General features: G+C 67.3%; 21 protein-coding genes and 1 pseudogene. 13 read left to right on the top strand and 9 right to left on the bottom strand.

Annotated features, from left to right (window positions below; all coding sequences use genetic code 11):
* Positions 1–7 precede the first annotated feature (7 nt).
* A complete protein-coding gene (locus tag ACFVVK_RS15470; protein WP_390268665.1) occupies positions 8–1,087 on the top strand; it encodes a hypothetical protein in 1,080 nt (359 codons plus the stop codon).
* An 81-nt stretch (positions 1,088–1,168) separates the two neighbouring features.
* Positions 1,169–1,525: a nuclear transport factor 2 family protein gene (locus ACFVVK_RS15475; RefSeq protein ID WP_390268668.1), complete on the top strand. Its 357-nt coding sequence runs from the start codon at positions 1,169–1,171 to the stop codon at positions 1,523–1,525.
* Positions 1,526–1,543: 18 nt separating this feature from the next.
* Here the strand turns inward: ACFVVK_RS15475 and ACFVVK_RS15480 are convergent, their stop codons facing one another.
* Complete coding sequence (locus ACFVVK_RS15480) at positions 1,544–2,206, bottom strand: LysE family translocator (RefSeq protein WP_390268671.1); 663 nt, start codon at positions 2,204–2,206, stop codon at positions 1,544–1,546.
* A 117-nt stretch (positions 2,207–2,323) separates the two neighbouring features.
* Between ACFVVK_RS15480 and ACFVVK_RS15485 the strand changes: the two genes are divergently transcribed.
* Positions 2,324–2,779: an Lrp/AsnC family transcriptional regulator gene (locus tag ACFVVK_RS15485; protein WP_390268674.1), complete on the top strand. Its 456-nt coding sequence runs from the start codon at positions 2,324–2,326 to the stop codon at positions 2,777–2,779.
* 19 nt (positions 2,780–2,798) lie between these two features.
* Here the strand turns inward: ACFVVK_RS15485 and ACFVVK_RS15490 are convergent, their stop codons facing one another.
* On the bottom strand, positions 2,799–3,299 hold the full coding sequence (locus ACFVVK_RS15490) for an Lrp/AsnC family transcriptional regulator (protein ID WP_390268677.1): 501 nt from the start codon (positions 3,297–3,299) through the stop codon (positions 2,799–2,801).
* A 279-nt stretch (positions 3,300–3,578) separates the two neighbouring features.
* Between ACFVVK_RS15490 and gluQRS the strand changes: the two genes are divergently transcribed.
* The gene (gluQRS, locus tag ACFVVK_RS15495) at positions 3,579–4,475 is read left to right on the top strand and encodes a tRNA glutamyl-Q(34) synthetase GluQRS (RefSeq protein WP_390268680.1); all 897 of its coding nucleotides are present in this window, start codon (positions 3,579–3,581) and stop codon (positions 4,473–4,475) included.
* 9 nt (positions 4,476–4,484) lie between these two features.
* Positions 4,485–5,042 (top strand): HD domain-containing protein, encoded by a 558-nt coding sequence (locus ACFVVK_RS15500; protein ID WP_390268683.1) that lies wholly within the window; start codon positions 4,485–4,487, stop codon positions 5,040–5,042.
* On the opposite strand, the gene ACFVVK_RS15505 is transcribed toward ACFVVK_RS15500, so the two are convergent.
* From ACFVVK_RS15505 to ACFVVK_RS15515, 3 genes are read right to left on the bottom strand one after another with little or no spacing between them, the layout of a single operon-like run.
* Positions 5,039–6,571, bottom strand: a complete 1,533-nt coding sequence (locus ACFVVK_RS15505) for a carboxylesterase/lipase family protein (protein ID WP_390268685.1) — start codon at positions 6,569–6,571, stop codon at positions 5,039–5,041. The genes ACFVVK_RS15500 and ACFVVK_RS15505 overlap by 4 nt on opposite strands.
* A 46-nt stretch (positions 6,572–6,617) precedes the next feature.
* Positions 6,618–7,283, bottom strand: coding sequence for a hypothetical protein (locus ACFVVK_RS15510; RefSeq protein ID WP_390268687.1), 666 nt, complete (start codon positions 7,281–7,283; stop codon positions 6,618–6,620).
* Positions 7,284–7,307: 24 nt separating this feature from the next.
* Positions 7,308–8,633, bottom strand: coding sequence for an ATP-binding protein (locus ACFVVK_RS15515; RefSeq protein WP_390268690.1), 1,326 nt, complete (start codon positions 8,631–8,633; stop codon positions 7,308–7,310).
* Positions 8,634–8,909: 276 nt separating this feature from the next.
* Here ACFVVK_RS15515 and ACFVVK_RS15520 point away from each other — a divergent pair, with 276 nt between their 5' ends.
* Complete coding sequence (locus tag ACFVVK_RS15520) at positions 8,910–9,212, top strand: type II toxin-antitoxin system Y4mF family antitoxin (RefSeq protein WP_390268815.1); 303 nt, start codon at positions 8,910–8,912, stop codon at positions 9,210–9,212.
* Complete coding sequence (locus ACFVVK_RS15525) at positions 9,209–10,510, top strand: type II toxin-antitoxin system HipA family toxin (protein ID WP_390268693.1); 1,302 nt, start codon at positions 9,209–9,211, stop codon at positions 10,508–10,510. The genes ACFVVK_RS15520 and ACFVVK_RS15525 overlap by 4 nt, the downstream gene beginning before the upstream one ends.
* Positions 10,511–10,560: 50 nt before the next feature.
* Here the strand turns inward: ACFVVK_RS15525 and ACFVVK_RS15530 are convergent, their stop codons facing one another.
* Both ACFVVK_RS15530 and ACFVVK_RS15535 read right to left on the bottom strand, forming a co-directional pair.
* Complete coding sequence (locus tag ACFVVK_RS15530) at positions 10,561–11,178, bottom strand: uracil-DNA glycosylase (protein ID WP_090955074.1); 618 nt, start codon at positions 11,176–11,178, stop codon at positions 10,561–10,563.
* Positions 11,179–11,650: 472 nt separating this feature from the next.
* Positions 11,651–11,914 (bottom strand): annotated as a pseudogene (locus ACFVVK_RS15535) (hypothetical protein); the annotation flags it as partial.
* A 237-nt stretch (positions 11,915–12,151) separates the two neighbouring features.
* Here ACFVVK_RS15535 and ACFVVK_RS15540 point away from each other — a divergent pair.
* Together ACFVVK_RS15540 and ACFVVK_RS15545 are read left to right on the top strand one after the other, a co-directional pair.
* Positions 12,152–13,861, top strand: a complete 1,710-nt coding sequence (locus ACFVVK_RS15540; RefSeq protein ID WP_390268696.1) for a serine hydrolase — start codon at positions 12,152–12,154, stop codon at positions 13,859–13,861.
* An 82-nt stretch (positions 13,862–13,943) separates the two neighbouring features.
* Positions 13,944–14,489: a hypothetical protein gene (locus ACFVVK_RS15545; RefSeq protein ID WP_390268699.1), complete on the top strand. Its 546-nt coding sequence runs from the start codon at positions 13,944–13,946 to the stop codon at positions 14,487–14,489.
* A 20-nt stretch (positions 14,490–14,509) separates the two neighbouring features.
* On the opposite strand, the gene ACFVVK_RS15550 is transcribed toward ACFVVK_RS15545, so the two are convergent.
* Complete coding sequence (locus tag ACFVVK_RS15550; protein WP_390268702.1) at positions 14,510–16,069, bottom strand: amidohydrolase; 1,560 nt, start codon at positions 16,067–16,069, stop codon at positions 14,510–14,512.
* A 308-nt stretch (positions 16,070–16,377) separates the two neighbouring features.
* On the opposite strand from ACFVVK_RS15550, the gene ACFVVK_RS15555 reads away from it, so the two are divergent.
* The 4 genes from ACFVVK_RS15555 to ACFVVK_RS15570 all read left to right on the top strand — a co-directional run bounded on the left by ACFVVK_RS15555 (position 16,378) and on the right by ACFVVK_RS15570 (position 20,304).
* Entirely contained in the window at positions 16,378–16,707 is a 330-nt protein-coding gene (locus tag ACFVVK_RS15555) for a hypothetical protein (RefSeq protein ID WP_390268704.1), read from the top strand.
* Entirely contained in the window at positions 16,704–17,759 is a 1,056-nt protein-coding gene (locus ACFVVK_RS15560; protein WP_390268707.1) for a zinc-dependent alcohol dehydrogenase family protein, read from the top strand. The genes ACFVVK_RS15555 and ACFVVK_RS15560 overlap by 4 nt, the downstream gene beginning before the upstream one ends.
* Before the next feature lie 21 nt (positions 17,760–17,780).
* Positions 17,781–19,430, top strand: coding sequence for a DUF4389 domain-containing protein (locus ACFVVK_RS15565; protein ID WP_390268710.1), 1,650 nt, complete (start codon positions 17,781–17,783; stop codon positions 19,428–19,430).
* Between the two features lie 94 nt (positions 19,431–19,524).
* Positions 19,525–20,304, top strand: coding sequence for an SDR family NAD(P)-dependent oxidoreductase (locus ACFVVK_RS15570; RefSeq protein WP_390268713.1), 780 nt, complete (start codon positions 19,525–19,527; stop codon positions 20,302–20,304).
* Between the two features lie 6 nt (positions 20,305–20,310).
* Here the strand turns inward: ACFVVK_RS15570 and ACFVVK_RS15575 are convergent, their stop codons facing one another.
* A complete protein-coding gene (locus tag ACFVVK_RS15575) occupies positions 20,311–20,967 on the bottom strand; it encodes a GntR family transcriptional regulator (RefSeq protein WP_390268716.1) in 657 nt (218 codons plus the stop codon).
* Between the last annotated feature and the right edge of the window lie 123 nt (positions 20,968–21,090).

The raw sequence follows: 21,090 nt of genomic DNA on the forward strand, positions 1-21,090 counted from the left end.
TAAGGGCATGAGCGTCGGACATGGAGACTCCGCCTCCTACATGGCCACTGACCACCTCCCCGGCCCCCTAACCGCCGGCCACTCATGCGCGGGGCACACCGGCAACGGCCAATTCGGCGGGGCTCCGCGGCAGCGCAGGCCGTACACCGACGCCCGCGACCTGACGCCTTTCCGCAAAGCCGTAGTCCGCACGCCCGTCCGCGGCTTGGCCGTCGACGTCGGCGGCGTGGTGAACGGACTCATCGCCGGCCGGATCCCCGGAACGTTGGCTGCCGAAGGCGGAGTGCCACGGCTGGGCAGGATCGGCGGCCGGATGCCAGGCCGGACAACGAAAGCGGTGCACGCCGCCGTCTTCGGCAGCACCGACCCGGACCGCCTCATCACGCTGGCCCGCACCTACCCCGGCTGGGCCGGCGTCTGCTACCTCATGGCCGGGCTGCTGGAGTACTCCCACGGCGGCCACTTGCGCGCCGCCGAGCTCCTGCAGCATGGCCTCAGTCTCCGCAACGACACCGACGCCAACCGTTACGCGTCCGTGTACCTCGCCGGCGTGGTCACCAGGGTAGAAGTGGCAGAGCGGATCGAGGTTCCCGTGCTCTTCAGCGAGGAAGCCGTCTTCCTTGCCCTCTCCCACTCCCTGCGCGAAACCGGCCAGCCGGAAGCGGCGCTCGCTGCACTGGACGGCCTGCCGCCCTCGCTGCCGCTGGCGCTGGCACGGTGCTCCCTCGCCGCCGAACTGGGGCGCGACGTGGAGGTGCTGGCTGACACCGAGGGGCTGATGAATGCTGACGATCTGGCCGCCGCGCTTTTGCTGGTACGCGCCCGGTCCTTGCGCAGAATCGGGGCCTACAGCGCGGCCCGCTCGGACCTGCAGGAGGTACTGCGGCGCCGGAAGACGAGCATTGCCCTGCGCAGCGATGCACTGACGGACCGAGCCCTGCTCCTCTTGGACGCCGGCCGCAAAACCCTCGGCAGGGACTGGCAGCGCCGGAAATCGGCGCAGGTGGACGTGGTGAAGGCCATCCGCAAGGACGCGGAAATGCACGAACTCTGGGACCGCGAATACGGGAGCACGGAGAACGACTGACAGGCTCCCGCACCATCCAGGGGTCAAATACGCGTATTGACTACCCTTGCGGGGCTCCGTGACGGGAGGTACAAACAAGGCATGAGAGATGCGGTGGAGCGCTGGATGCAGCACTACATCACGGCGTGGACGACGAATGATCCCGAGGACATCCGGGCGCTGTTTACGGAGGACGCCGTCTATGCGACGAGTCCCGAGGAACCCGAACCCTGGGAGGGCCGGGACGCCATTGTGGAGCACTGGATCGCCGGGCGCGATGAACCGGACGACTGGACATTCGAGTGGAAGCTTCTGGGCGTCGACGGGGGCCGGGCGTTTGTGCAGGGCCTCACCACGTACCGCGGCAACAGCCGGAGTTATGACAACCTGTGGGTCATCCAGCTGACCGCAGACGGCCGCGCGTCGTCCTTCACCGAGTGGTACATGCAGCGCAAGTAACCGCCATGGTTTTCGGCCTCAGGCGTGCTTCATGGCTGCACTGACGGCCGGCACGATCTGTTCGGCGAGCAGCAGGGCACCCAGGATCACCATGATGATCCCGCTGGCCAGCGTCACCCGACTGGCCAGGCCCGGCCGGGCCTGCAGCAGGTTCCTGGCCAGCAGTGCCACACAGCTGTAGATGACCGCCACCAGCAGCACAAACGTGAGCCCGAGCAGCCCGGACTGGACCGGAACCGGCAATGCGGCGTCAGGGCTGACGAACTGCGGAACCAGGGCAACGAAGAACAGCAGGCCCTTGGGATTGATCCCGCTGATGCCCATGCCCTGGAGGAAGATCCGGAATTGGCTCGCGGGGGCGGCCGCCGGCACACCTGCCGTGCCGCTGCCAAAGCTTGCACCGCGCCAGGACCGCAGGGTGCTGAAGCCCAGCCACAGCAGGTAGAGGGCGCCGGCTGCCGTCAGCCAGTCGAGCAGCCCGGGTAGCCCGGCCAGCAGCGCCGCCAGGCCCAGCACGAGAAGCACGGTATGGAGGGCGTAGCCGCCGCACAAGCCGGCGACGGCGGGAGCGAAGCTGCGCTGCCTCAGCCCGGCAGCGATTGAATACGCCCAGTCGACGCCGGGGGTGCAGGCCAGCGCGACGGCGACAACCAGGAAGGCGAGGAAAAGCTGGGGGTTCATGCCGGGCTCCAGAAGTGAGGCACCTCGTAGTAGGTACAGGGAAAACTCTAGGTAATTTCGGCGCGGAAGTGTTCGCGTATCTACCAGGCAGAAACGGTGTTTGGGTAAGATAATTGCGTGATTGACGGTATTGACAGAAGTATTTTGCGCCATCTCAAAACGGACGGGAGAATGACCGCCACGGCTCTGGCGTCAAAGGTGGGGCTGACCGTGGCGCCGTGCCACCGGCGGCTGCGGGATTTGGAGAGCACCGGGGTCATCCGCGGTTACCGCGCCGACATTGACCCGGCCGCCGTGGGGCTCGGGTTCGAAGCGATCGTGTTCGTGACCTTGCGCCAGGTGGACCGCTCCACAATGGAGGTCTTCGAGCGGCGAGTGGCGGACAATGCCAACATCGTGGAGGCGCAGAGGCTCTTCGGCTCGCCCGACTATCTGCTCAAGGTCATCGCGGAAGACCTTCCGTCCTACCAGCGCTTCTACGACAGCGAGCTGACCTCCCTGCCCGGCGTCGAACGCCTGACGTCCACGCTAGTCATGAAGAACCTGAAGGCCAATGCCGGGCCGCCGGTGTAGGCCTTGTCCGCCAGTGCGGTCAGGCCCCCAGCAGTCCCGTGGTCCGGTAGGAGATGACTTCGCGCAGGAACATGCTCGTTGAGGTCCGGATGATGCCGGGGCAGAGCCGGATTTCCTCGGACACGCGGTAGAGATCGTCCGGGCTTTTCGCCACCACCCGGATCAGGAGATCCGTGTCGCCGGCCGGGGCATGGCATTCGAGCACTTCCGGGATGGTGCGCAGGGCCGCGATCGCCTCGTTCAGGTGGCTCTGGTCCAGCTCGGCGCTCACCACGGCCCCCACGCCGCGGCCCAGGGCGGATGGCAGGACCCGGCTGCTGTTGGGCCGCAGCGCACCCGAGGCCGACATCCGCTCCAAGCGGGACTGGACGGTGCCGCGGGCCAGGCCCAGCTTCTGCGCCAGCACCATGATCGGGACGCGGGGGTCCTCGTCCAGTGCGGCTAGGATCCGTCGGTCCGTCGCGTCCAGCTCCTGCAAAATGATCACTTCCTGCTCGCTGTTCCGGCCCCTGTTGGTCATATTGACCACTCGCAATGCCGACCGTTGCACCAACTGTAGGGCTTCTGCTCAAATAATGGCAACAAAGGGCGCGGCTACCGCCACGGCCCGGAAGGCTACGGGCACCCCGGCACACCAACCGGACCCCGGACGAGGCTCCCGCAAAGAACCCGCCGCTGGTTGACTCTTGTTCACGCATCGTCATTCCACACGGCAAGAGCCCCTGAGCTACCGACGTCGGATTTTCCGAAGTCATCGGTAGCTGAGGGGCTCTTGTGCTGTTCGGCATAGGCTGGTGCCATGACCTCAGCCGGCCGCTTTGCCCCCAGCCCGTCCGGTGAACTGCACGTGGGCAACCTTCGGACAGCAATCCTCGCATGGCTTTTTGCCCGTTCCACCGGCCGGAGATTCCTGATGCGGGTGGAGGATCTGGACCGCGCCCGGGCCGGTGCGGAGGCGGAGCAGCTCCGCGATCTTGCGGCGATCGGCGTGACCTGGGACGGCGGCGTCGTACGCCAGACGGACCGCGAGCACTTGTATGCCGGGGCGATCGCCCGGCTGGCAGCGGCTGGCCTGACGTACGAGTGCTTTTGCACCCGCCGCGAAATTCAGGAGGCGCCGTCCGCGCCGCACGCCCCGCAGGGCGCCTACCCGGGGACGTGCCGGAATCTCTCCGAGGCGGAACGCGAGCTTAAGCGGGCCGTCCGGCCGGCGGCCATCCGCCTTCGTGCCGCCGTGGTGGAGGGGACAGTGCAGGATCTGCTGCATGGGAGTTACACCGGGGTGGTGGACGACTTCGTGCTCCGGCGCAACGATGGCGTGACTGCATACAACTTGGCGGTGGTGGTGGACGACGCCGGGCAGGGGATTGACCAGGTGGTCCGCGGCGATGACCTGCTGCCCTCGACGCCGCGGCAGGCCTATCTGGCCAAACTCCTGAATATGCCGCTTCCGGAATATGCCCACGTGCCGCTCGTGGTCAACACCCACGGGGTCCGGCTGGCCAAACGTGACGGCGCAGTCACGCTCGCGGATCTGGCCCTGGCAGGGGTCGGAAACGACGACGTGCGGGACGCGCTCCTGGCGTCCCTCGGGCTTCCGGCCGGTCCGCTGGAGCATGCCCTGGCCCACTTTGACCCTGCCGCGCTCCCGCGGGGACAGTGGGTGTGGCCCGGCGTGGGCAGCCGCGGCGCGTAGGCTGGATTTATGACCGAGTCCCCGCACGCCCAGCACCGCTTCACTGTCGAGACAGCCAAGGTCCTGGCCGAGGTGGCGCACAACCGCCAGAAAGACAAGCTCAAGCGGCCGTACCGGGAGCATGTGCTCGCCGTCGGGGACGCCTTGGCGGACTTCGACGACGACATCAGGATCGCGGGGTACCTGCACGACATAGCCGAGGACACCCCGATGACGCGGCAGGCGTTGCTGGACATGGGAGTGTCAAAGCGGGCGGCCGACATTATTGAGCGCGTCACGAAGCGCTTCCACGAAAACCCTGACGACTACCAGGCGGGCATCCGCTACATCGCCGAAGACCACGACGCCACCCTGGTCAAAATCGCCGACAACGCCCACAACTCGCTGCCCGAGCGGGTCCAGGCGCTGGCGGAGAAGTGGCCGGACAAGCCGCCCGTCACCCGTTACAACGAGGCCCGACCGGTGCTTTTCGCCGCCGTCCCCGTGGCGGAGACCCGCAAGATCCTGGCGCGGATCAACCCGTGGCTGCTTGAGGAACTCGACGCCCTGAGCGGTGCAGCCGACTAGCGGATGCCTTCCCATAAGGCCAGTTCCCAGGCGCGGGGATCGTTCACCACGCTGCGCCTGACGTCGAAGCGCATGGTGGCCCGGCGGCCGGGTCGGTATTCCGGCCAGCCCGGGTCCCCGGTGGCGGCGAAGGACACCCAGGCCGCGTGCATGGAGTCGGCCAGATCCTGCGGAGGGGCCTCGCCCAGGAGCGGGCCGAACAGCCGTTCATTCTTGTCCAGGGTGTCAAAGACAAACGGCACCTCCAGGCCATGGACCGCGCCGAGGCCCGGAGCGGCCCAGGCAAACTCGTACATATAAGTGCCCGCGCCGTTGCCGAGCGCCGCGTTCGCATGGGCCTCGGCCAGGCGGATGGCCGGGATCCGCACCCACCAGTCGGTCTGCACCGCGGCAAGAAGGTCGCCGGGGCCGGCGCCGGGATAGCGGGCCCGGTAGGCGTCGAGCGCGGCCTGGACCGGGAGGCCGTAGGCGGCCGGCGGCGGAAAGCCCTCAATGCTGTCCGTGCCGCTCAGGCTCTCTTCCGTAACCCTGGCCAGCACGCCGGTGATCGCGAGGAACAGTTTCCAGTCCTCGGTGTTGGTGCCGACGATCACGTCGACGTGCGCGCCGGCGCCAGCGCCGATCCGGTCCATCGGGCGGTGCGGAACAACCTCGCCGTCGATTACCGGCTGCCAAGGCATCAGGCTGGCCGCGACGTCGCGGCCCCAGTGCTCGGGGCCTGGATGTGCCAGCAGTTCCGCCTTCAGCTCCGCCTGCGCCGCCAAGAGCCGCTGGACGGGGACCGCCGCGATGGCCTCGCGCGTCTGCGGAACCCCCAGCTTCACAGCGAGGGACCGGCCGATCCGCTCCGCGGCGGGGGCGGGGAGCACGTGATGGGCTGCCCCGCTCTGCAGGATGGCCCGCCGGAACAAACCTTCCGCCCGGGGCATGGAGAGGAGGACGCCGATGCTCATGGCCCCGGCCGACTCTCCAAAGACTGTGACGTTGCCCGGGTCACCGCCGAAGTCAGCGATGTTGTCCCGGACCCACTCGAGGGCCGCGATCTGGTCGAGCAGGCCGAAGTTGGCGTGCCCGTCTCCGAGGCAGAGAAACCCGTCGGCCCCCACCCGCCAATTGATGACGACGCACACGACGCCGTCCCGGGCGAAGTTCCGGCCGTTATAGGAGGCTGTGGAGCCGAATTCGAAGGCGCCGCCTTGGATCCAGACCATCACCGGGAGGCAGGCGGTTCCTGCACCATTCCCCGTCGCACCGGGCGTCCAGATGTTGAGGTTCAGGCATTCGTCCCCGGTCAGGCCGCTGTCCCAGGCTGAGCCCGCACTCAGCGGCGGAGCAACCTGCGGAGGTGACGCGCCGTAGTGGGTGGCGTCGCGCACACCGGTCCACGGCTCAACCGGCCGCGGCGGGAGGAGCCTGTTGGGCCCCGACGGCGGAGCCGCGAACGGGATGCCTAGGAAGGAACGGATGCCGTCGTTTTTCGTCCCGCGTAGCGTGCCGTGCAAGGTGGTGACTACAGCGTCCATGGTCATAGCCGCCACTCTTCTGGGTGCCGGGGGCGCCGGAAAGGGCCGAAGGTCACCGCCCGGAGGGCTGCGGCCCTGGGCTGCCGAATCCTGCATCCAATGCGGACGCCAGGGGGCGCCGCCCGCGCCACAGCAGTGCAATGTAGGCCAGATCGAAGATGCTGCAGAGGCCGCCGAGCCCCAGGATAAGCGGCGAGTTCCCCAGCCAGCCGAACGCGATGGTGGGGGCCAGCGTGCCGATCCATTTGGCGACGCCGATCAGCAGCGACTGCCCGCGGAGCCCGGCGCGCGCCGCGAACATGGCGATGAACAGCCCGGACATCAGCAGGTTCTGCAGGAAGGCCGAGTACCGGGAAGCCTGTGTCCAGTCGAATTCCACTACGAAGAGCCACTGCACCACGAACGAGGTCAGGCCCAGCAGCAGCGCCCAGCCGATGAAGAGCCTGCGCGTCACCCAGGCCGGCAGTTCCGCACGGCCGAACCTCAGGAACGTGAAGACGATGGCGATATCCGCCAGCCCCCACACGATGTTGAAGACCCCCTGGGCCGAGATTCCGGTGGCGACAGCGCGGGACGCGTACAGGACCTCCCAGGCGAAATTCAGCCCCAGGGCCGCCGCGGGAATGGCGTAGCTACGGTCGCGGAAGCCGATCCGGATGGCATCAATGTACACCGCGGTCCAGGCCACGCCGCTAACGATCGTCAGAAAAAGGATCACTTTACCGTGGCTACACTCGGTTGCCTACACCCGGCCCAGGGCGTCGATGTCCTCGAGGAAGTCCTGGTGCACCTCGTCGCTGACTGTGGTCCGGGTATCGCGGATGGCGTCGAGGTAGTCCTGCGTCGAGGGGCCCTTCCGGACCGCCGCGCGGGAGGTGGCATCACCCCCGGACGCCGCGCCGTCGTCGCTGTCCATTCCGTAAACGGCGCTTTCCAGTGCCCGCTGGGAGGCGCTGCGGGCCGCATACTCGATGTCTGCGGGGGAGAAGCCTTCGGTGCGGTCCACCAGGAGCTCGACGTCGACGTCGTCCACCACGGCGCTGGGGATGAAGCGCTGCCACATGGCCTCGCGGGCCTGCCGGTCCGGCAGGCCGATCGGGATGACGTAGTCGAACCGGCCATGCCGCAGGAACGCTGAATCCAGGGCGCGGATGAAGTTGGTGGCGCAGACCAGGAGCCGGCCGGGCTGTTCGCGGAAGGCGGGAATGATCTTGAGGAGCTCATTGGTGACGCCCTGCAGTGGAGACGGCGGTTCGCCCGAGCGCTGCGCGGCGATTTCCTCGACCTCGTCAATGAAGACCACCGCGTGCTCGAGTTCGGCGATCTCGAGGAACGTTTCCCGTAGCGCCCCGGCCAGGCCCTGCGGGTCCGCGGCCAGCCGGGAAGGGAAGACTTCCACGAACGGCCACTCCAGCCGGGACGCGATCGCCTTGGCAAACGTCGTCTTGCCGGTGCCGGGCGGGCCGAAGAGGACGACGGCGCGCGGTGGCACCACGCCGTATTCATCGGCGAGGTCGGCCTCGGCGAGGGGTAGGACCAGTCGGCGTTCCAGCAGTTCCTTTTCCCGCCGCATGCCGGCCACGTTCTCCCACAGGTCCCGCGCCAGGATGCGGCCGCCCAGCAGGCTGAGCGGTTCCAGCTCCTGGCGCTGGACGGGGATTTTCCGTTCGAAGTAGCGCAGGTTCTTCTTCAGCACGAAGCCGCGGCCCAGGAACGCCTCCACCCGGGTTTCGGACTCCGGCATCAGCGCGGAGAGCTTGTTCAGCCCGTGCGGGGCCATCCGGTTCTCCACGGCGGCCAGCAGTGACGTGCCGATGCCGCGGCCCCGGAACTCGGGCAATGTGGCCAGGAAGACGATCCAGCCCTGGTCATGGGCGGCACGTCCGACGGCGGCGCCCACCACCTGCTCACCCTGCACCGCGACGACGGCATGGTCTTTTTCGCACGAGGCCAGGACCTCGGAGAGCGCGTAGACGGGCTCCACGTTGGATTCCTTGAGGGATTCCCAGAGGTGCAGGATGCCGTCGAGATCGGCCGAGTGGAAGTCCCTGATCCGCCAATTGGTCATGAAGTGTCTCCCGGATGGTTCGTCGCTGAGCCGGCCGGCGTCGGTGCAGGCGCCTCTGCTGAGCATATGCGAACCCTCCGGGGTCGGGGATGCTGCGTGCTGTTCCGTTACGCGGAGGTCCGGTAGCGCGGCGCCAAGCGTTACCGGTACGAACGTGCCGCTTTGGCCCTGTTCAGCGCTGCCCGTCCGCCGTAGACTGGAAAAGTCGGAATAACGGCACGTTCGTGCCTGTAACTGACCGGGCCGCGGGGTCCGGTTGATGATCGGGAGGCGGCCATCCAGACCTCGTTTCCGGAGCAACTCGCCGCCCAGGTCCGGGGCCGGCGCGTAATGCTTCGCCTGAGCCAGCGTGACCTGGCCGAACTGGCGGGCGTCTCCGAACGCTTCGTCCGGTTTGTCGAGCAGGGAAAACGCACCGTGCAGTTGGCGTCCTTGCTCGCGCTCCTGGACACGTTGGGGCTGGAACTGCGTGTGCAGACCCGGGCCAGCGCCGCAGCCCACGCGCTCAACAGCCCGCGTGCGCACGGCGAACCGCCAAGCCAGACCGAACAGCGTCGCCGTCCCGAGGCCGGGCCATGAGGCACCGCATCGCCGATGTATACAAGGCCGGGGTGCTGGCGGCCAGGCTGGAACGGCACGACGGGGGCACGAGGTTCAGCTACCTGCCGGCGTACCTGGCCTCCGGGGGCCCCGCCGTCGCGAGCTCCCTTCCGCTGACTGCCGACCCGGTGCTGTCCGCGGCCGGCGCCGCCCCGCCGTATTTCACCGGGCTCCTGCCGGAGGGCCGTCGGCTGAACGCGCTGCGACGTTCCGTAAAAACCAGCGTGGACGATGAGCTGTCCCTGCTGATCGCCGCGGGCGCCAACCCGGTGGGAAACGTGCAAATCGTGGGCCACGGCGAGAAGCTGGACCCGGACGAGCACGCCGTCGAGCTCGACCCCGGAACGCCCGTGAATTTCGACGCCCTGCTCGGCGACTCCGGTCTGATTGACCCGGTGGCGCTTGCCGGAGTGCAGGACAAGCTGTCCGCGGGCATGATCTCCATGCCGGTGGCCAGCGCCGGCCGGCGGTACATCCTGAAACTCAACGCGCCGGAGTTCCCGCACGTCGTCGAGAACGAATTCGTGATGTTCCGCTACGCGGCCCGGCTGCGGATCCCCCTCAGCCGGGTCCAGCTGATCCGCGACGTCGCCGGCCGGCCGGGGCTGCTGGTGGAGCGCTTCGACCGCGTGCCGCTCTCCGGAGAGCCGGGACCAGAGCCGGCGTCGGGGCCACAGGCTGTGGCCCGGTCACCGCACGCGGTGCAGCGGCTCGCCGTCGAGGACGGGGCGCAGGTGCTGGGGCTCTATCCGGCCGATAAGTACAACATCGGGTACGGGCAGGTGTGCCATGCACTCGCGGCGTACTGCGCGGCGCGGCTGCCGGCACTGCGGAATTTGGCCCTCCAGGCGGCCTTCGCTTGGCTTACGGGCAACGGGGACCTGCACGCTAAGAACGTGTCCATGGTGCAGCTGCCCAGCGGGGAGTGGTCCATCGCCCCGGTGTACGACATCCCCTCCACCGTGGTCTACGGCGACAAGACTCTCGCCCTGACCCTGGACGGCAAGCGGACGGGGATCTCGAGGAAGCACTTCCTGGGCTGGGCCGTGGGGATGGGGCTGACGGAACGCGCCGCCGTCCAAGTGCTGGAGCTGGCGTTGAAGGCCTCCGGGCCGCTGCTCGCGGACTTACAGACCGGGGCGGCGTTCGGTCCCACGCGGCTCGGGTCGGGCCGCCCCGCTGCCGGGGACGACGACGGCGCCTCGCCGTTTTCGGCGCCAGTCACCCGCGACTGGATCAAGGAGCTTAAGCACCGGCGCAGGCTCATGGAGGGGTGATAACCCCGGCGCCGGCTGCTGGCGCGGTGCCCGCGCCGGGCTCGGGTGGCTTAGAGGTGCTGGATGCCGGCCCGCTGCATGGCGTCCTTGTAGACCTCAACGTTCTTGGCGAGAAGCTCCTCCTGCTTGGCAGGGGAGACGGCGAAAGCGCGGCCGCCCAGAGCGGTGGCCTTGTAGATTTTGACGCCATGGTTCTTGAGCGAGGAGTGGTAAGTCTTCTCGAACAACGTCAGGAAGGAGTGGGCGTCGGCGCCGTGCGCAATGACTGCCGAGACGCGCTTGTTGATCTTGAGGAACTGGCGGAAGGGTCGCAGGCCGTCCGTCTTCTCCTGGACATTCAGGGCCGAGGCGGCGTCCGGATCGCGGACCCACGGATAGGCGTTCCACGGCATCACGTAACGCGGGTCCAGCTCCGCGGCCTCGTAGATGGAGGTGGCCCGGCGGGCGGCCTCGTCGTCGTTGAAGTGTGAGACAAAGCCCGACTCCGTGCCCTTCCCCGGGCTGATGTGAAGGCTGACGATCCGGCATTCGTCCTCATCGTGGATGGGGTCGATGTAGGGGACGACGGACCCCGGCTTCTTTTCCATGAGTTCATCGCAGAGCTGCGTCACAGCGGCGATGTTCGGCTCCTGCAGCAGGGTCTTTTTTTCGTCCCAGTCAATCGTCACGATTTCTCCCTCAGCACTCGGCGTCCAGAATCAGGCGGCTTCCTCCACTCTACGCTCCCGCAGAAGGGGGTAGTTCGGGCATGGTCCATATGGTCGGGTTGTGAGGCACTGCGCCTATGGTCAGTCCGGTAGGGCGGGCGTACGCTTAAAGCGCCTGCAGGTAACCATCTGATGACGTTGGGTTGTTCGGGACATGACAGTGTCCGAGCCTTCTCTTTAGCGAGATCGCGAAGGTACCTGCAGGCCTCACCTTTGGGCCGCTGCCCGGGTAGCGGACGTCCTTTTTAGGCTGTTCTTTGGCGCTACACCGCTTCCTGGGCGCGCTATTCATCTTCTTCTCTTCTTCGGCGCGCTATTCCCCCATCTTCGTAGCTGGCGAGCTCTTCTTCATAGCTGGCGAGGCAGCATGGCGGACGCGCGGCCGCTTCCTAAGCCGCGGCTACTGCCGTTTGCTTGCCGCGCTTGCGTGCTTTCGCCCGGTTTCCAGCGCGGCGAGGGTGTGGGGCATTTCGGTCACGAGGGCTTTGGCCAGGCCGAGGAGCCGGCCGCCTTTGGCGGGGGATTCGCGCCGGGCCAGGGCGATCTGCGCCCCGACGCCGGCGCCGAGGTCCGCCGCGGGCGCCCCGGCGGCGGCCTGCTCGCGGCGCTGGGACAGGTCGAAGGCAACCGCGATCCGGGCCTGGCGGGCCGTGGCGGGTGTCGGGCTCCTGATTGCCGTCCATGAACAAGTGTCGATGCGACCTACGACAAAATAAGGACGTCCGGGGGCAGGGCACCTGGCCGGGGCCGTGGTGGTTGGCGGGCAGGGCCATCCGGGCCGAGTCGCGTAGCCGGATTTCGCCGCCGGGTGCATACCCCCATCCGGCTCGTCCGTCGTCCGGAAGTATCGCCCTGTCTCAAACCCCGGCGCGGGTCCATCATGGGTAGAAGGTGTCACTGAGGCGTCCCAGTCGGTATCGGACGGGTGTTGACCATGAAGCAAAGGGAATCATTCGTGATGCGGATCTGCTCCGCACCTTCTGACCGCCGCTCGCTGCTGAAAGCGGTCGGCATTGGGGCCGCGGGCCTGGCAGGCGCGCCCCTTCTGGCCGCCTGCACAGACCAAAGCAATCGTCCCGGGGACGCCGCCTCAGCGACGTCCACCGTGTCCAGTACGCCCTCGGCTTCACTCCTCCCCGCACCGGAGCCACAGGTCAAGCCGCTCCTGGATGACCAGAAGGTCAACGACGCCCTAGCCAAGCTCGACGAGACGGTTGAGGCCGCGATGAACAGCACCGGGGTTCCCGGCATCGCGGTCGCCGTGGTCTACAAGGACCACGTGCTGTACGCCAAAGGGTTCGGCGTCCGGGAGGTAGGCAAGCCCGAGAAGGTCGACGCGGCCACGGTTTTCCAGCTGGCCTCGGTGTCCAAACCGCTGGCCTCCACGGTGGCCGCCGTCGCCGTGGGCCGCAAGGCCCTGACGTGGACAGATCCGGTAATCAAGCACAGCCCGGATTTCGCCCTGAAGGACCCCTTCGTGACGGCCAACGCCACGGTCGCTGACCTCATGTCCCACCAAGGCGGCCTGCACACTGGGGCGGGCGACCTGCTGGAGGATCTCGGGTTCGACCAGTCCTACATTCTCAGCCACCTCAACCAGCAGCCGCTCGATTCCTTCCGTGCCAGCTACAACTACAGCAACTTTGGCTATACGGCTGGAGCCAAGGCGGCGGCCGACGCCATGAAAATGCCCTGGGCCGACTTGGCGGACGAGGTTTTGTTCAAGCCGCTGGGCATGAGCTCCACCAGCTATCGCCACGCCGATTACCAAAAGGCCCCGAACAGGGCCCTGATCCATGTGCCCGCCGGCAACAAGACTTGGGTCGCCAAATACAGCCGCGACGCCGACGCCGAGGCGCCCGCCGGCGGAGCGAGTTCCTCTGCGCGCGACCTCGCCGTCTGGATCCGCCTCCAGCTGGCCAACGGCAGCTTTGACGGCAAGGACGTAATCGCCCCGGATGCCCTCGGCATCACACATGTGCCACACGTCGTGAACGGTCCGCCCCCGACGCCGGCCGCCCGCGCCCGCTTCTACGGGCTCGGCTGGAACGTCTCTTACGACGATCACGCCCGGCTCATGCTTGGCCATTCCGGAGCTTTCAACCTTGGGGCAGCGACCGCCGTTTCCCTGCTCCCGGGCGAGCAGCTGGGCATCGTGGCCCTGACGAACGGCCGGCCACAGGGCATTCCCGAGGCCATCTGCGCCGCATTCTTTGACACGGCCCAGAACGGTGCCCCCACCGTGGACTGGTTCGGCTTCACCGCTGCCGCCTTCCAGAAGATCGATGAGGCGGAGAAGCCAAAAGTCGACTACTCCCACGCGCCGCCGGGCGCCAAACCGGCGCGCGGCAACGACTTCTACACCGGCAACTACTCCAACTCCTACTACGGTCCGCTCCGCGTCGCCGTGGAGAACGGCGCGCTGTCCCTGGAGCTGGGCCCCGCCGGCAGGACCACAAGGTTCCCTCTGACCCACTTCGACGGCGACACCTTCAGCTTCGAATCGATCGGGGAGAACGGCAACGGCCTCGCCGGGGCAATCTTCGCCGCCGCCGACGGCGGTGCTGCCGCCGGCGGCGCTGCGCCGAGCGTCAGGCTCGACTTCTACGATGAATCCGGGCTCGGCACTTTCACCCGCCGCTGAGGCCGGCCTTCCGCAGGCGGACTTCGGCAAGCTCCTTCCGTAGACTTCAAGAGACCGTAAGCTGCCCCGAAGCAAGGAACCCATGCCGATCAACAGACACTCGCTCCGGGAAGACGGGTTCACCGGGTTCAGGGCCCTCGCAGCATTGGAGATCAACCGGATTCCGCAGCGGACCGGGATCTTTGCCGTGCTGCAGCCGGCGGGATACCAGCCCCGGTTCCTGCCCAAAAGCACGGCGGGCGTCTTCAAGAAAAAGGACCCCTCCTTACCGGAGGCAGCGTTGACCGCCGAATGGATCGAGGACGCCGCCGTCCTCTATCTCGGAAAGGCGGGTGCCGGCAGCAAGGGCAACCGCGGGCTTCGCCGGCAGATCCAGGAGTTTATCGACTTCGGCCACGGCAAGCCGCCGGGCCACTGGGACGGGCGGCTCATCTGGCAGCTCGCCGACCCCGGTCCCCTTCTGGTCGCCTGGAAGGAGCTCCCGGCGGAGGCGGTGAACGCGGCCGAGGCCGGATACCACGCCCGGTTCCGGGAGGACCACGGCCGGCTGCCGTTCGCCAACCTCGTCCAGGCCCGGGTCAAAGAAACGCAGGTCAAAGGCAAGCCGGCCGTAGGCCATGCGGGCTAAGAGCCGATAGGCGGCGCCCGTCAGGCGCCACCGTGGGTGAACCGCCCCGCCACCAGTGTCGCCGCGACCGGCATCGCGGCAAAGTCCGCGTCCGAAACCGCCAGCGGGTCGCCGTCGAGCACCGCAATGTCGGCCGGGTCCCCGACCCGAAGCCGTCCCCTGCCGCGGGTTGACGCAGTGAGCGCCTCCTGCCGCGTCAAAGCCTGCTCCGAGTGCCAGGGCCCGCGGCCATCCTGCCGGGCGCGAGCCGTGGCGGCGGACATGGCCGTCCACGGATCCAGCGGAGCCACCGGAGCGTCGGAGCCCAGGGCGAGCCTCGCGCCGCCGGCCACCAGCGAACGCAGCGGGAAGGACCGGTCTGTGCGGCCCGCCCAGTTGGCCTCGGCCGCATCCCGGTCATCGAGGGCATGCGCCGGCTGGACGCTCGCGGTGACGCCAAGCCTGCCGAAGCGGACGAAATCCTCGTTTCGGACAAACTGGGCATGTTCCACCCGTCCGCCAATGCCCGCAGCCTCAAAGGCATCCAGGGCCACACGGTTGGCCGCGTCGCCGATCGCGTGGACGGCCGGCACGAAGCCTGCCTGCCGCGCCCGGACCAGCAGCTCGAGCAACTCCGGTCCGCTCACCGTCAGCAGGCCGTGGCCGCCGTCCGGGTACGGGTCGATGCAGTATGCCGTGCGGGTATTGAGCGCGCCGTCGATCAGCACCTTCAAGGGGCCCACGGTCAGTAGGCCGCCGCCGCCGTCCACCGGCAAGCCTGTCCGCAGCCCCTCGGCCACGGCCCGGTCCAGATCCTGCGGATAGACCCCGGCTTCGATCCGGAGCGCATCGAAGCCGCCGGCTATCCTCCGGAGCCACTCGTCGCGGTTCCACGTCATCTCGAAATCCACAATGCCCACGACGCCCCGCGCGGCAGCGGCCCCGGCCGCCTTCTTCACCCACGGGTCCACCAAGGTGTCCGGAAGCCGACCCAGTTCCCGGGTCAGCTCAAACGCCGGTTCTTCGCGGAGCAGCCCGCTGCGGTCCACCGGCACGCCGTATCTTGCCGCCGCCGCAGAGTTCAGCCAGACGCAGTGGAGGTCGTGGCTGATCAGAGCAGTCGGGTGGCCCTGCGTCACGCCATCCAGGAGCTCCAGGCCGGGAAGGTCTGGCCAGACTGCATCGCGGAAACCGACTCCTACCAGCGTCGGGGCTGCTCCAGATGCGGTGTGCGCGGCGCTGCTGGCGTCAGCCGGGGCCACTGTTCCGGCCAGGTAGGACCCGACGACGGCGGCCGCCGCGCGCGCCGAATTGGCACCCGCGAGGTCAACCCGGTTGGAGGCCAGCGCCCACTGCGTCATATGCACATGCTCATCCCACAGGCCCGGGATGGCGTAGCGGCCGTCGAGGTTCACCACGCGTGCCGCCCCGCGGCCAACACCGGCTAGCCGTTTATGCTGCGACGGAATGATCGCAGCCACCACCCCGTCCCGTATATGAATGTCAGAGCATACTTCTGCCCCGGGCTGCCGTGTCGAAGCCAGCACGAGCTCCGGCACCCCGTGTGAATGAATGCTGCTGGAACGGGGCTGTTCAGACATAGCAACACATTAGGCGTGGAACGCCGAAGGACCTAAGACGCCACAAGGGACTTTGGCCCCTTACGCCCGCATTGCGCGGAACGCCAAGCTTAAACCTACGGCGGTTCTTGCGCGGCCGGGGGGCGTATCGCGGCAGAACGGCTTGTCCGACTGCGGCACTGGTCTCGCCGCGAATTGGGGGAAGGAAATGGCTCTTGCACTTTCCGGCAACAGCCGGAATGACAGGAGACCGCAGCGTAATGAAGACACACAGTGCACCTGCGGGGTTGCCCGCCCAGTCCGGAACCGTCAGGGAGCTCTGACGCTTCATGCACCACCATGGTGGGGACCCAAAGCTCAAAGTTCTTATCCGACTCGATGCCGAGGCTGAATGCGCCCGCATCGAGGTGCACGGCGTTGTGACTGCAGCCAACGTGCGGGCGCTCTACGTTGTGTGCCGCCGGGTCACCAGTAAGCTCCCCGGGTTCGAACTAGTGCTCGACCTTGCGCACGCCCGCGTTTCTGCTCCCGCGATCGAAGAGTTGCGTGAACGTGCCCGCCTTTCGTCCCTGTATTCCGGAATAGACGCCTCGGAGACTCCCTGCCGCCTCCGCCTTGTGGACCCGCTGGTCATTCTCAGAACCAAGGAGCACGCATGAAAGCTCTCGTCTACGGCGGTCCCGGAGAGAAGGCCTGGACCGACGTCCCGGATCCCACGATCCAGAGCCCTAGCGACGTGATCGTGAAAGTGGACACCACCACCATCTGTGGCACGGACCTGCACATCCTCAAAGGCGACGTCCCCGCCGTGGCCAAAGGCCGAATACTGGGCCATGAAGGCGTTGGTACCATCACTAAAGTCGGCGCCTCCGTGACCAGCCTCAGGGTCGGCGACCGGGTCATCATCTCCTGCATCAAGTCCTGCGGGCATTGCGCGAACTGCAAGACCGGCCTGTACTCCCACTGTCTGGGAGAGGAAGGCACTTCCGGCATCGGCTGGGTCTTCGGGCACCTGATAGACGGCACCCAGGCCGAATTCGTCCGCGTGCCGTACGCCGAAAACTCCCTGCACCTGCTGCCGGAGGGAGTCAGCGACCAGCAGGCGGTCATGCTCTCCGACATCCTGCCCACCGGCTTTGAGATCGGCGTGCAGTACGGCCGGGTCAAGCCAGGGGACACGGTGGCCGTTATCGGGGCCGGGCCCGTTGGACTTGCCGCGATCGCCACCGCTGGCCTCTACGGCGCAGCGACGATCATCGCCGTCGATCTCGACACCAACCGCCTAGAGAAATCCCGCGAATTCGGTGCCACCGACGTGGTCCTCTCCAGCGATGCTGACTGGAAGGAGCAGGTGATGCTGCTGACGGACGGGCAGGGCGTCGACGTAGCGATCGAGGCCGTCGGTGTCCCGGCGACTTTCACCATGTGCACAGACATCGTGCGGCCCGGCGGCAACGTGGCCAATGTTGGTGTGCACGGCAAGGCCGTGGAACTGCACGTCGAGGACCTCTGGATCCGCAACATCAACATCAGCATGGGCCTGGTCAACACCAACACCACGCCCATGCTGCTCAAACTCGTCGCCCAGCAAAAAGTCCCCGCGGACAGTTTCGCCACACACCACTTCACCTTTGACGAATTCATCGAGGCCTATGACACCTTCGCCCGCGCGGCGGAGACGAAGGCCCTCAAAGTGGTGATCACGGCTTGATCCTCTGAAAGGAGGTCGGCCATGAAAGCAGGCCGGATGGTCATGCTGGTGCTGGGTGCGCTGTGCGCCTTGATGGGTTTGGGACTGCTGGCCGGTGCCGGCGTCACCGGCTGGGCCAACTACCAGCAGCGCGACGGCAGATACTTCACGACGCCGTCGGAGACATTCACGGGCAATTCCTACGCGCTCACGACCCCCCGTCTGGACGTCATGACCGAAGCCGCCCGGCCCGACGGCGTCCCCGTGGATCTCCCCGGCAGCGTGTTGCTCCGGGGCTCAACCACCGACCCGGGCAAGCATATTTTCATCGGCGTTGCCCCGCGCTCCGACGTCGCGACCTACCTGGCAACAGTCCCACACACGGAGATCGTGGACGTCCGGTTTGACCCGTTCCGTGCCCTCTACCGCGACGTGGCCGGCACGAAAGCGCCCGCCAGCCCGACGCAGCAGACTTTCTGGGCCGCGACTGTCACAGGCCCGGGGGAACAGGAACTCAAGTGGGACCTGCGCTCCGGAGCGTGGGCCGTGGTTGTGATGAATGCCGACGCTTCGGGTCCGGTGGCGGTCAATCTGCAGGCCGGGGCGCGCTCCGATCTGCTTTGGCCGGTCTTCATTGGTTTGCTGATCGGCGGTCTCGTGATGCTGCTGATTGGACTGCCGCTCACCGTGCTTGGCGCCGCGGGACTCGGCCGCGCAGCGGGCCCCGGCCGCCCGGCCCCGGGCTACCCGGTCGCGGGCGTGCCGGACCCCGGCGTGCCGGGTACAGCCGGCGCGGGGAGCGGCACTCCGCCGGGCTACCCGGCCCCGCCCGGATTTGCGTATCCCGCGACGCCGGCGTCAGTGCCGTACGTGTATCCGGCGCGCCTGAACGGTTATCTCGACCCGAACCTGACGCGCTGGATGTGGCTTGTGAAGTGGTTCCTGGCCGTCCCGCACTGCATCGTGCTGTTCTTTCTCTGGTTCGCCTTCGGGGTGGTCACCATCGTGGCGTGGTTTGCGATCCTGTTCACGGGCCGTTTTCCGCGCTCACTGTTCAACTTCAATGTCGGTGTTATCCGTTGGAACTGGCGCGTGGCCTTCTACGCTTTCAGTGCGCTCGGCACAGACGTCTACCCACCGTTCACACTTGCCCGGACCGACTACCCGGCGGACTTCGACGTCGACTATCCCGACCGGCTCTCCAGGGGCTTGGTGCTGGTGAAATCGTGGCTGCTTGCCATCCCGCATCTGCTGATCATCGGCGTGCTGACAGGGACTGCGAGCTCCTGGGAGTTCCGGGACGGTCGCTGGGTAGAGCAAGGAGTGGGCATTTCGCTCTTGGGACTGCTGGTCTTCATCGCCGGGGTCATCCTGCTGTTCACCGGCCGATACTGGCCCGGGCTATTCGAGCTTTTGCTTGGCCTGAACCGCTGGATCTATCGCGTCATCACCTACGTGGGGCTTCTGCGGGACGAATACCCGCCATTCCACCTCGACATGGGCCCTGTGGATCCAGGCGGTGCGCTGGCACCGGCGCACACGGGTCCCGCCGTCGGGCCGCCGCCCGGTCCCGCCGTCGGGCCGCCGCCCGGTCCCGCCGTCGGGCCGCCGCCCGGTCCCGCCGTCGGGCCGCCGGCCCCCGGCGGAGCGGGCCCTGCGGAGCCACCCCGCGGAGGGTCTCCCGTGACCTAGCCGCGGGCCGCGCCGCGCTGTCCTCTTGCCACCGGCACTGTGCAAGAACATAGTTGAGGGAATTCACGAACTCCGCGGCACGAGGCAGGCCACCATGCTGAATTACGGGATTCCGGAGAACGGTTTGCTGCACGGCAAGACCGCCCTGATCTACGGCGGCGGCGGGGCCGTCGGCGGGGCTGTGGCGCGGGCTTTCGCGGCTGAAGGTGCCTCGGTCTACATCGCCGGGAGGACTGAATCGCGGCTGGAAAAGGTGGCCCGCGACATTCGCGAGGCCGGCGGCGTCGCCGAGACCGCCGTCGTCGACGCCCTGGACGAAGAGCAAGTGGATGCCTTCGTGGACCGGGTGGCAAAGAAAAGCAAAAGGATTGACATTTCCTTCAATGTGATCTCGTTCGGAGACGTCCAGCAGCCGCTGATGGACATCGATGTGGATGACTTCACCCGGCCCATCACCCTGGCCGCCCGGACGCACTTTCTCACCACGCGTGCGGCCGCCGCCTATATGGTCAGGCAGCGCTCCGGCGTGGTGCTCATGTTTGGTGGCTCGGGGCCGCAGACCATACCGGGCCTCGGCGGGTTCAAGGTGGCGCTCGACGCGATGGAAGGACTGCGCCGGCAGTGGGCCTTGGAACTGGGAAAGCACGGCATCCGGGTGGTCACCATGGTCACCGGCGGCATCATTGAAACCATTCCGTGGCAGGCCGAAGGCAGGGAAGAAATCGTCGTGGAGATTGCCCGGTCCGCGCACCTGAACCGCACAGCCACGCTGGCCGACGTCGGGAACGTGGCCTCGTTTATCGTCTCGGACAGGGCGGCCGCAATCACCGACGCGACCGTCAACATCTCTGCCGGCGCGATCGTGGACTACTAGGACTGGCTAGCCCACGAGGTTGGCGGCGGCGACGTCCATGTGTTCGCGGATGGTTTTGCGGGCCAGGGAGGCGTCCCCGGTTTCGATGGCGCCGACGATGTCGTTGTGCCGGTCCACGCTCATGTTCCGGACACCCTTTTCGAGCCCGGCGAACATGATGGACATCCGGATGGAACCTTCCAGGGATTCCCACGAATGGAGCAGCGTCTCGTTGCCGGTGAGGCGGCACATGGTGCGGTGGAAGTCGAGGTCGGATTCGACCCGGTCCTCGAGGGTCCCGTGGGTGGCCGCCTCCATGGCCTGGATGGCTGCGCGGAGCGAACCGATGACGTGCTGGCGGTCCGGCAGCTCGCACAGGCTGCGGGCCGCCAAGGATTCCAGCGCGGCCCGGACGGAGTAGATGTCACGGATTTCCTTGGCATCCAGGTGCCGCACGGAGAGCCTGCCGCGGGCGCCGGCGGACACGAGACCTTCCTGTTCGAGTTGCCGCAAAGCCTCCCGGAGCGTGCCCCGGCTGATCTGCAGCATCTCGGACAGCTCGGTTTCCACCAGATGGCGGCCCGGCTCCAGTGCCCCACTCGTGATGGCGGTCCGCAGCGCGGCCAGCGCCTGCTCGCGGAGGCTCTTCTTTTCCAGTCCCAGCAGGGTAGCTGTCGCGGCCATCGGTTTCTCCCAAGGTCAGTGGTCAACTGTCTACAGTCGCCGTGTTAACAATGATGCCACGCCAGGGGCGCGGGGTGGGGTGCCGTCCCCGCGCCCCTGCCGGTGCCCGCCCTGGGCGGGCGG

This window comes from Arthrobacter sp. NPDC058192 (assembly GCF_042883665.1).
GTDB lineage: Bacteria > Actinomycetota > Actinomycetes > Actinomycetales > Micrococcaceae > Arthrobacter.

What these genes read in the sequence shown, in the direction of transcription:
- ACFVVK_RS15470 (WP_390268665.1), top strand. Translation starts at nt 8, where the DNA reads ATGAGCGTCGGACATGGAGACTCCGCCTCCTACATGGCCACTGACCAC.
- ACFVVK_RS15475 (WP_390268668.1), top strand. Translation starts at nt 1,169, where the DNA reads ATGAGAGATGCGGTGGAGCGCTGGATGCAGCACTACATCACGGCGTGG.
- ACFVVK_RS15480 (WP_390268671.1), bottom strand. Translation starts at nt 2,206, where the DNA reads ATGAACCCCCAGCTTTTCCTCGCCTTCCTGGTTGTCGCCGTCGCGCTG.
- ACFVVK_RS15490 (WP_390268677.1), bottom strand. Translation starts at nt 3,299, where the DNA reads ATGACCAACAGGGGCCGGAACAGCGAGCAGGAAGTGATCATTTTGCAG.
- gluQRS (WP_390268680.1), top strand. Translation starts at nt 3,579, where the DNA reads ATGACCTCAGCCGGCCGCTTTGCCCCCAGCCCGTCCGGTGAACTGCAC.
- ACFVVK_RS15500 (WP_390268683.1), top strand. Translation starts at nt 4,485, where the DNA reads ATGACCGAGTCCCCGCACGCCCAGCACCGCTTCACTGTCGAGACAGCC.
- ACFVVK_RS15505 (WP_390268685.1), bottom strand. Translation starts at nt 6,571, where the DNA reads ATGACCATGGACGCTGTAGTCACCACCTTGCACGGCACGCTACGCGGG.
- ACFVVK_RS15515 (WP_390268690.1), bottom strand. Translation starts at nt 8,633, where the DNA reads ATGACCAATTGGCGGATCAGGGACTTCCACTCGGCCGATCTCGACGGC.
- ACFVVK_RS15525 (WP_390268693.1), top strand. Translation starts at nt 9,209, where the DNA reads ATGAGGCACCGCATCGCCGATGTATACAAGGCCGGGGTGCTGGCGGCC.
- ACFVVK_RS15540 (WP_390268696.1), top strand. Translation starts at nt 12,152, where the DNA reads ATGAAGCAAAGGGAATCATTCGTGATGCGGATCTGCTCCGCACCTTCT.
- ACFVVK_RS15545 (WP_390268699.1), top strand. Translation starts at nt 13,944, where the DNA reads ATGCCGATCAACAGACACTCGCTCCGGGAAGACGGGTTCACCGGGTTC.
- ACFVVK_RS15550 (WP_390268702.1), bottom strand. Translation starts at nt 16,069, where the DNA reads ATGTCTGAACAGCCCCGTTCCAGCAGCATTCATTCACACGGGGTGCCG.
- ACFVVK_RS15555 (WP_390268704.1), top strand. Translation starts at nt 16,378, where the DNA reads ATGCACCACCATGGTGGGGACCCAAAGCTCAAAGTTCTTATCCGACTC.
- ACFVVK_RS15560 (WP_390268707.1), top strand. Translation starts at nt 16,704, where the DNA reads ATGAAAGCTCTCGTCTACGGCGGTCCCGGAGAGAAGGCCTGGACCGAC.
- ACFVVK_RS15565 (WP_390268710.1), top strand. Translation starts at nt 17,781, where the DNA reads ATGAAAGCAGGCCGGATGGTCATGCTGGTGCTGGGTGCGCTGTGCGCC.
- ACFVVK_RS15570 (WP_390268713.1), top strand. Translation starts at nt 19,525, where the DNA reads ATGCTGAATTACGGGATTCCGGAGAACGGTTTGCTGCACGGCAAGACC.
- ACFVVK_RS15575 (WP_390268716.1), bottom strand. Translation starts at nt 20,967, where the DNA reads ATGGCCGCGACAGCTACCCTGCTGGGACTGGAAAAGAAGAGCCTCCGC.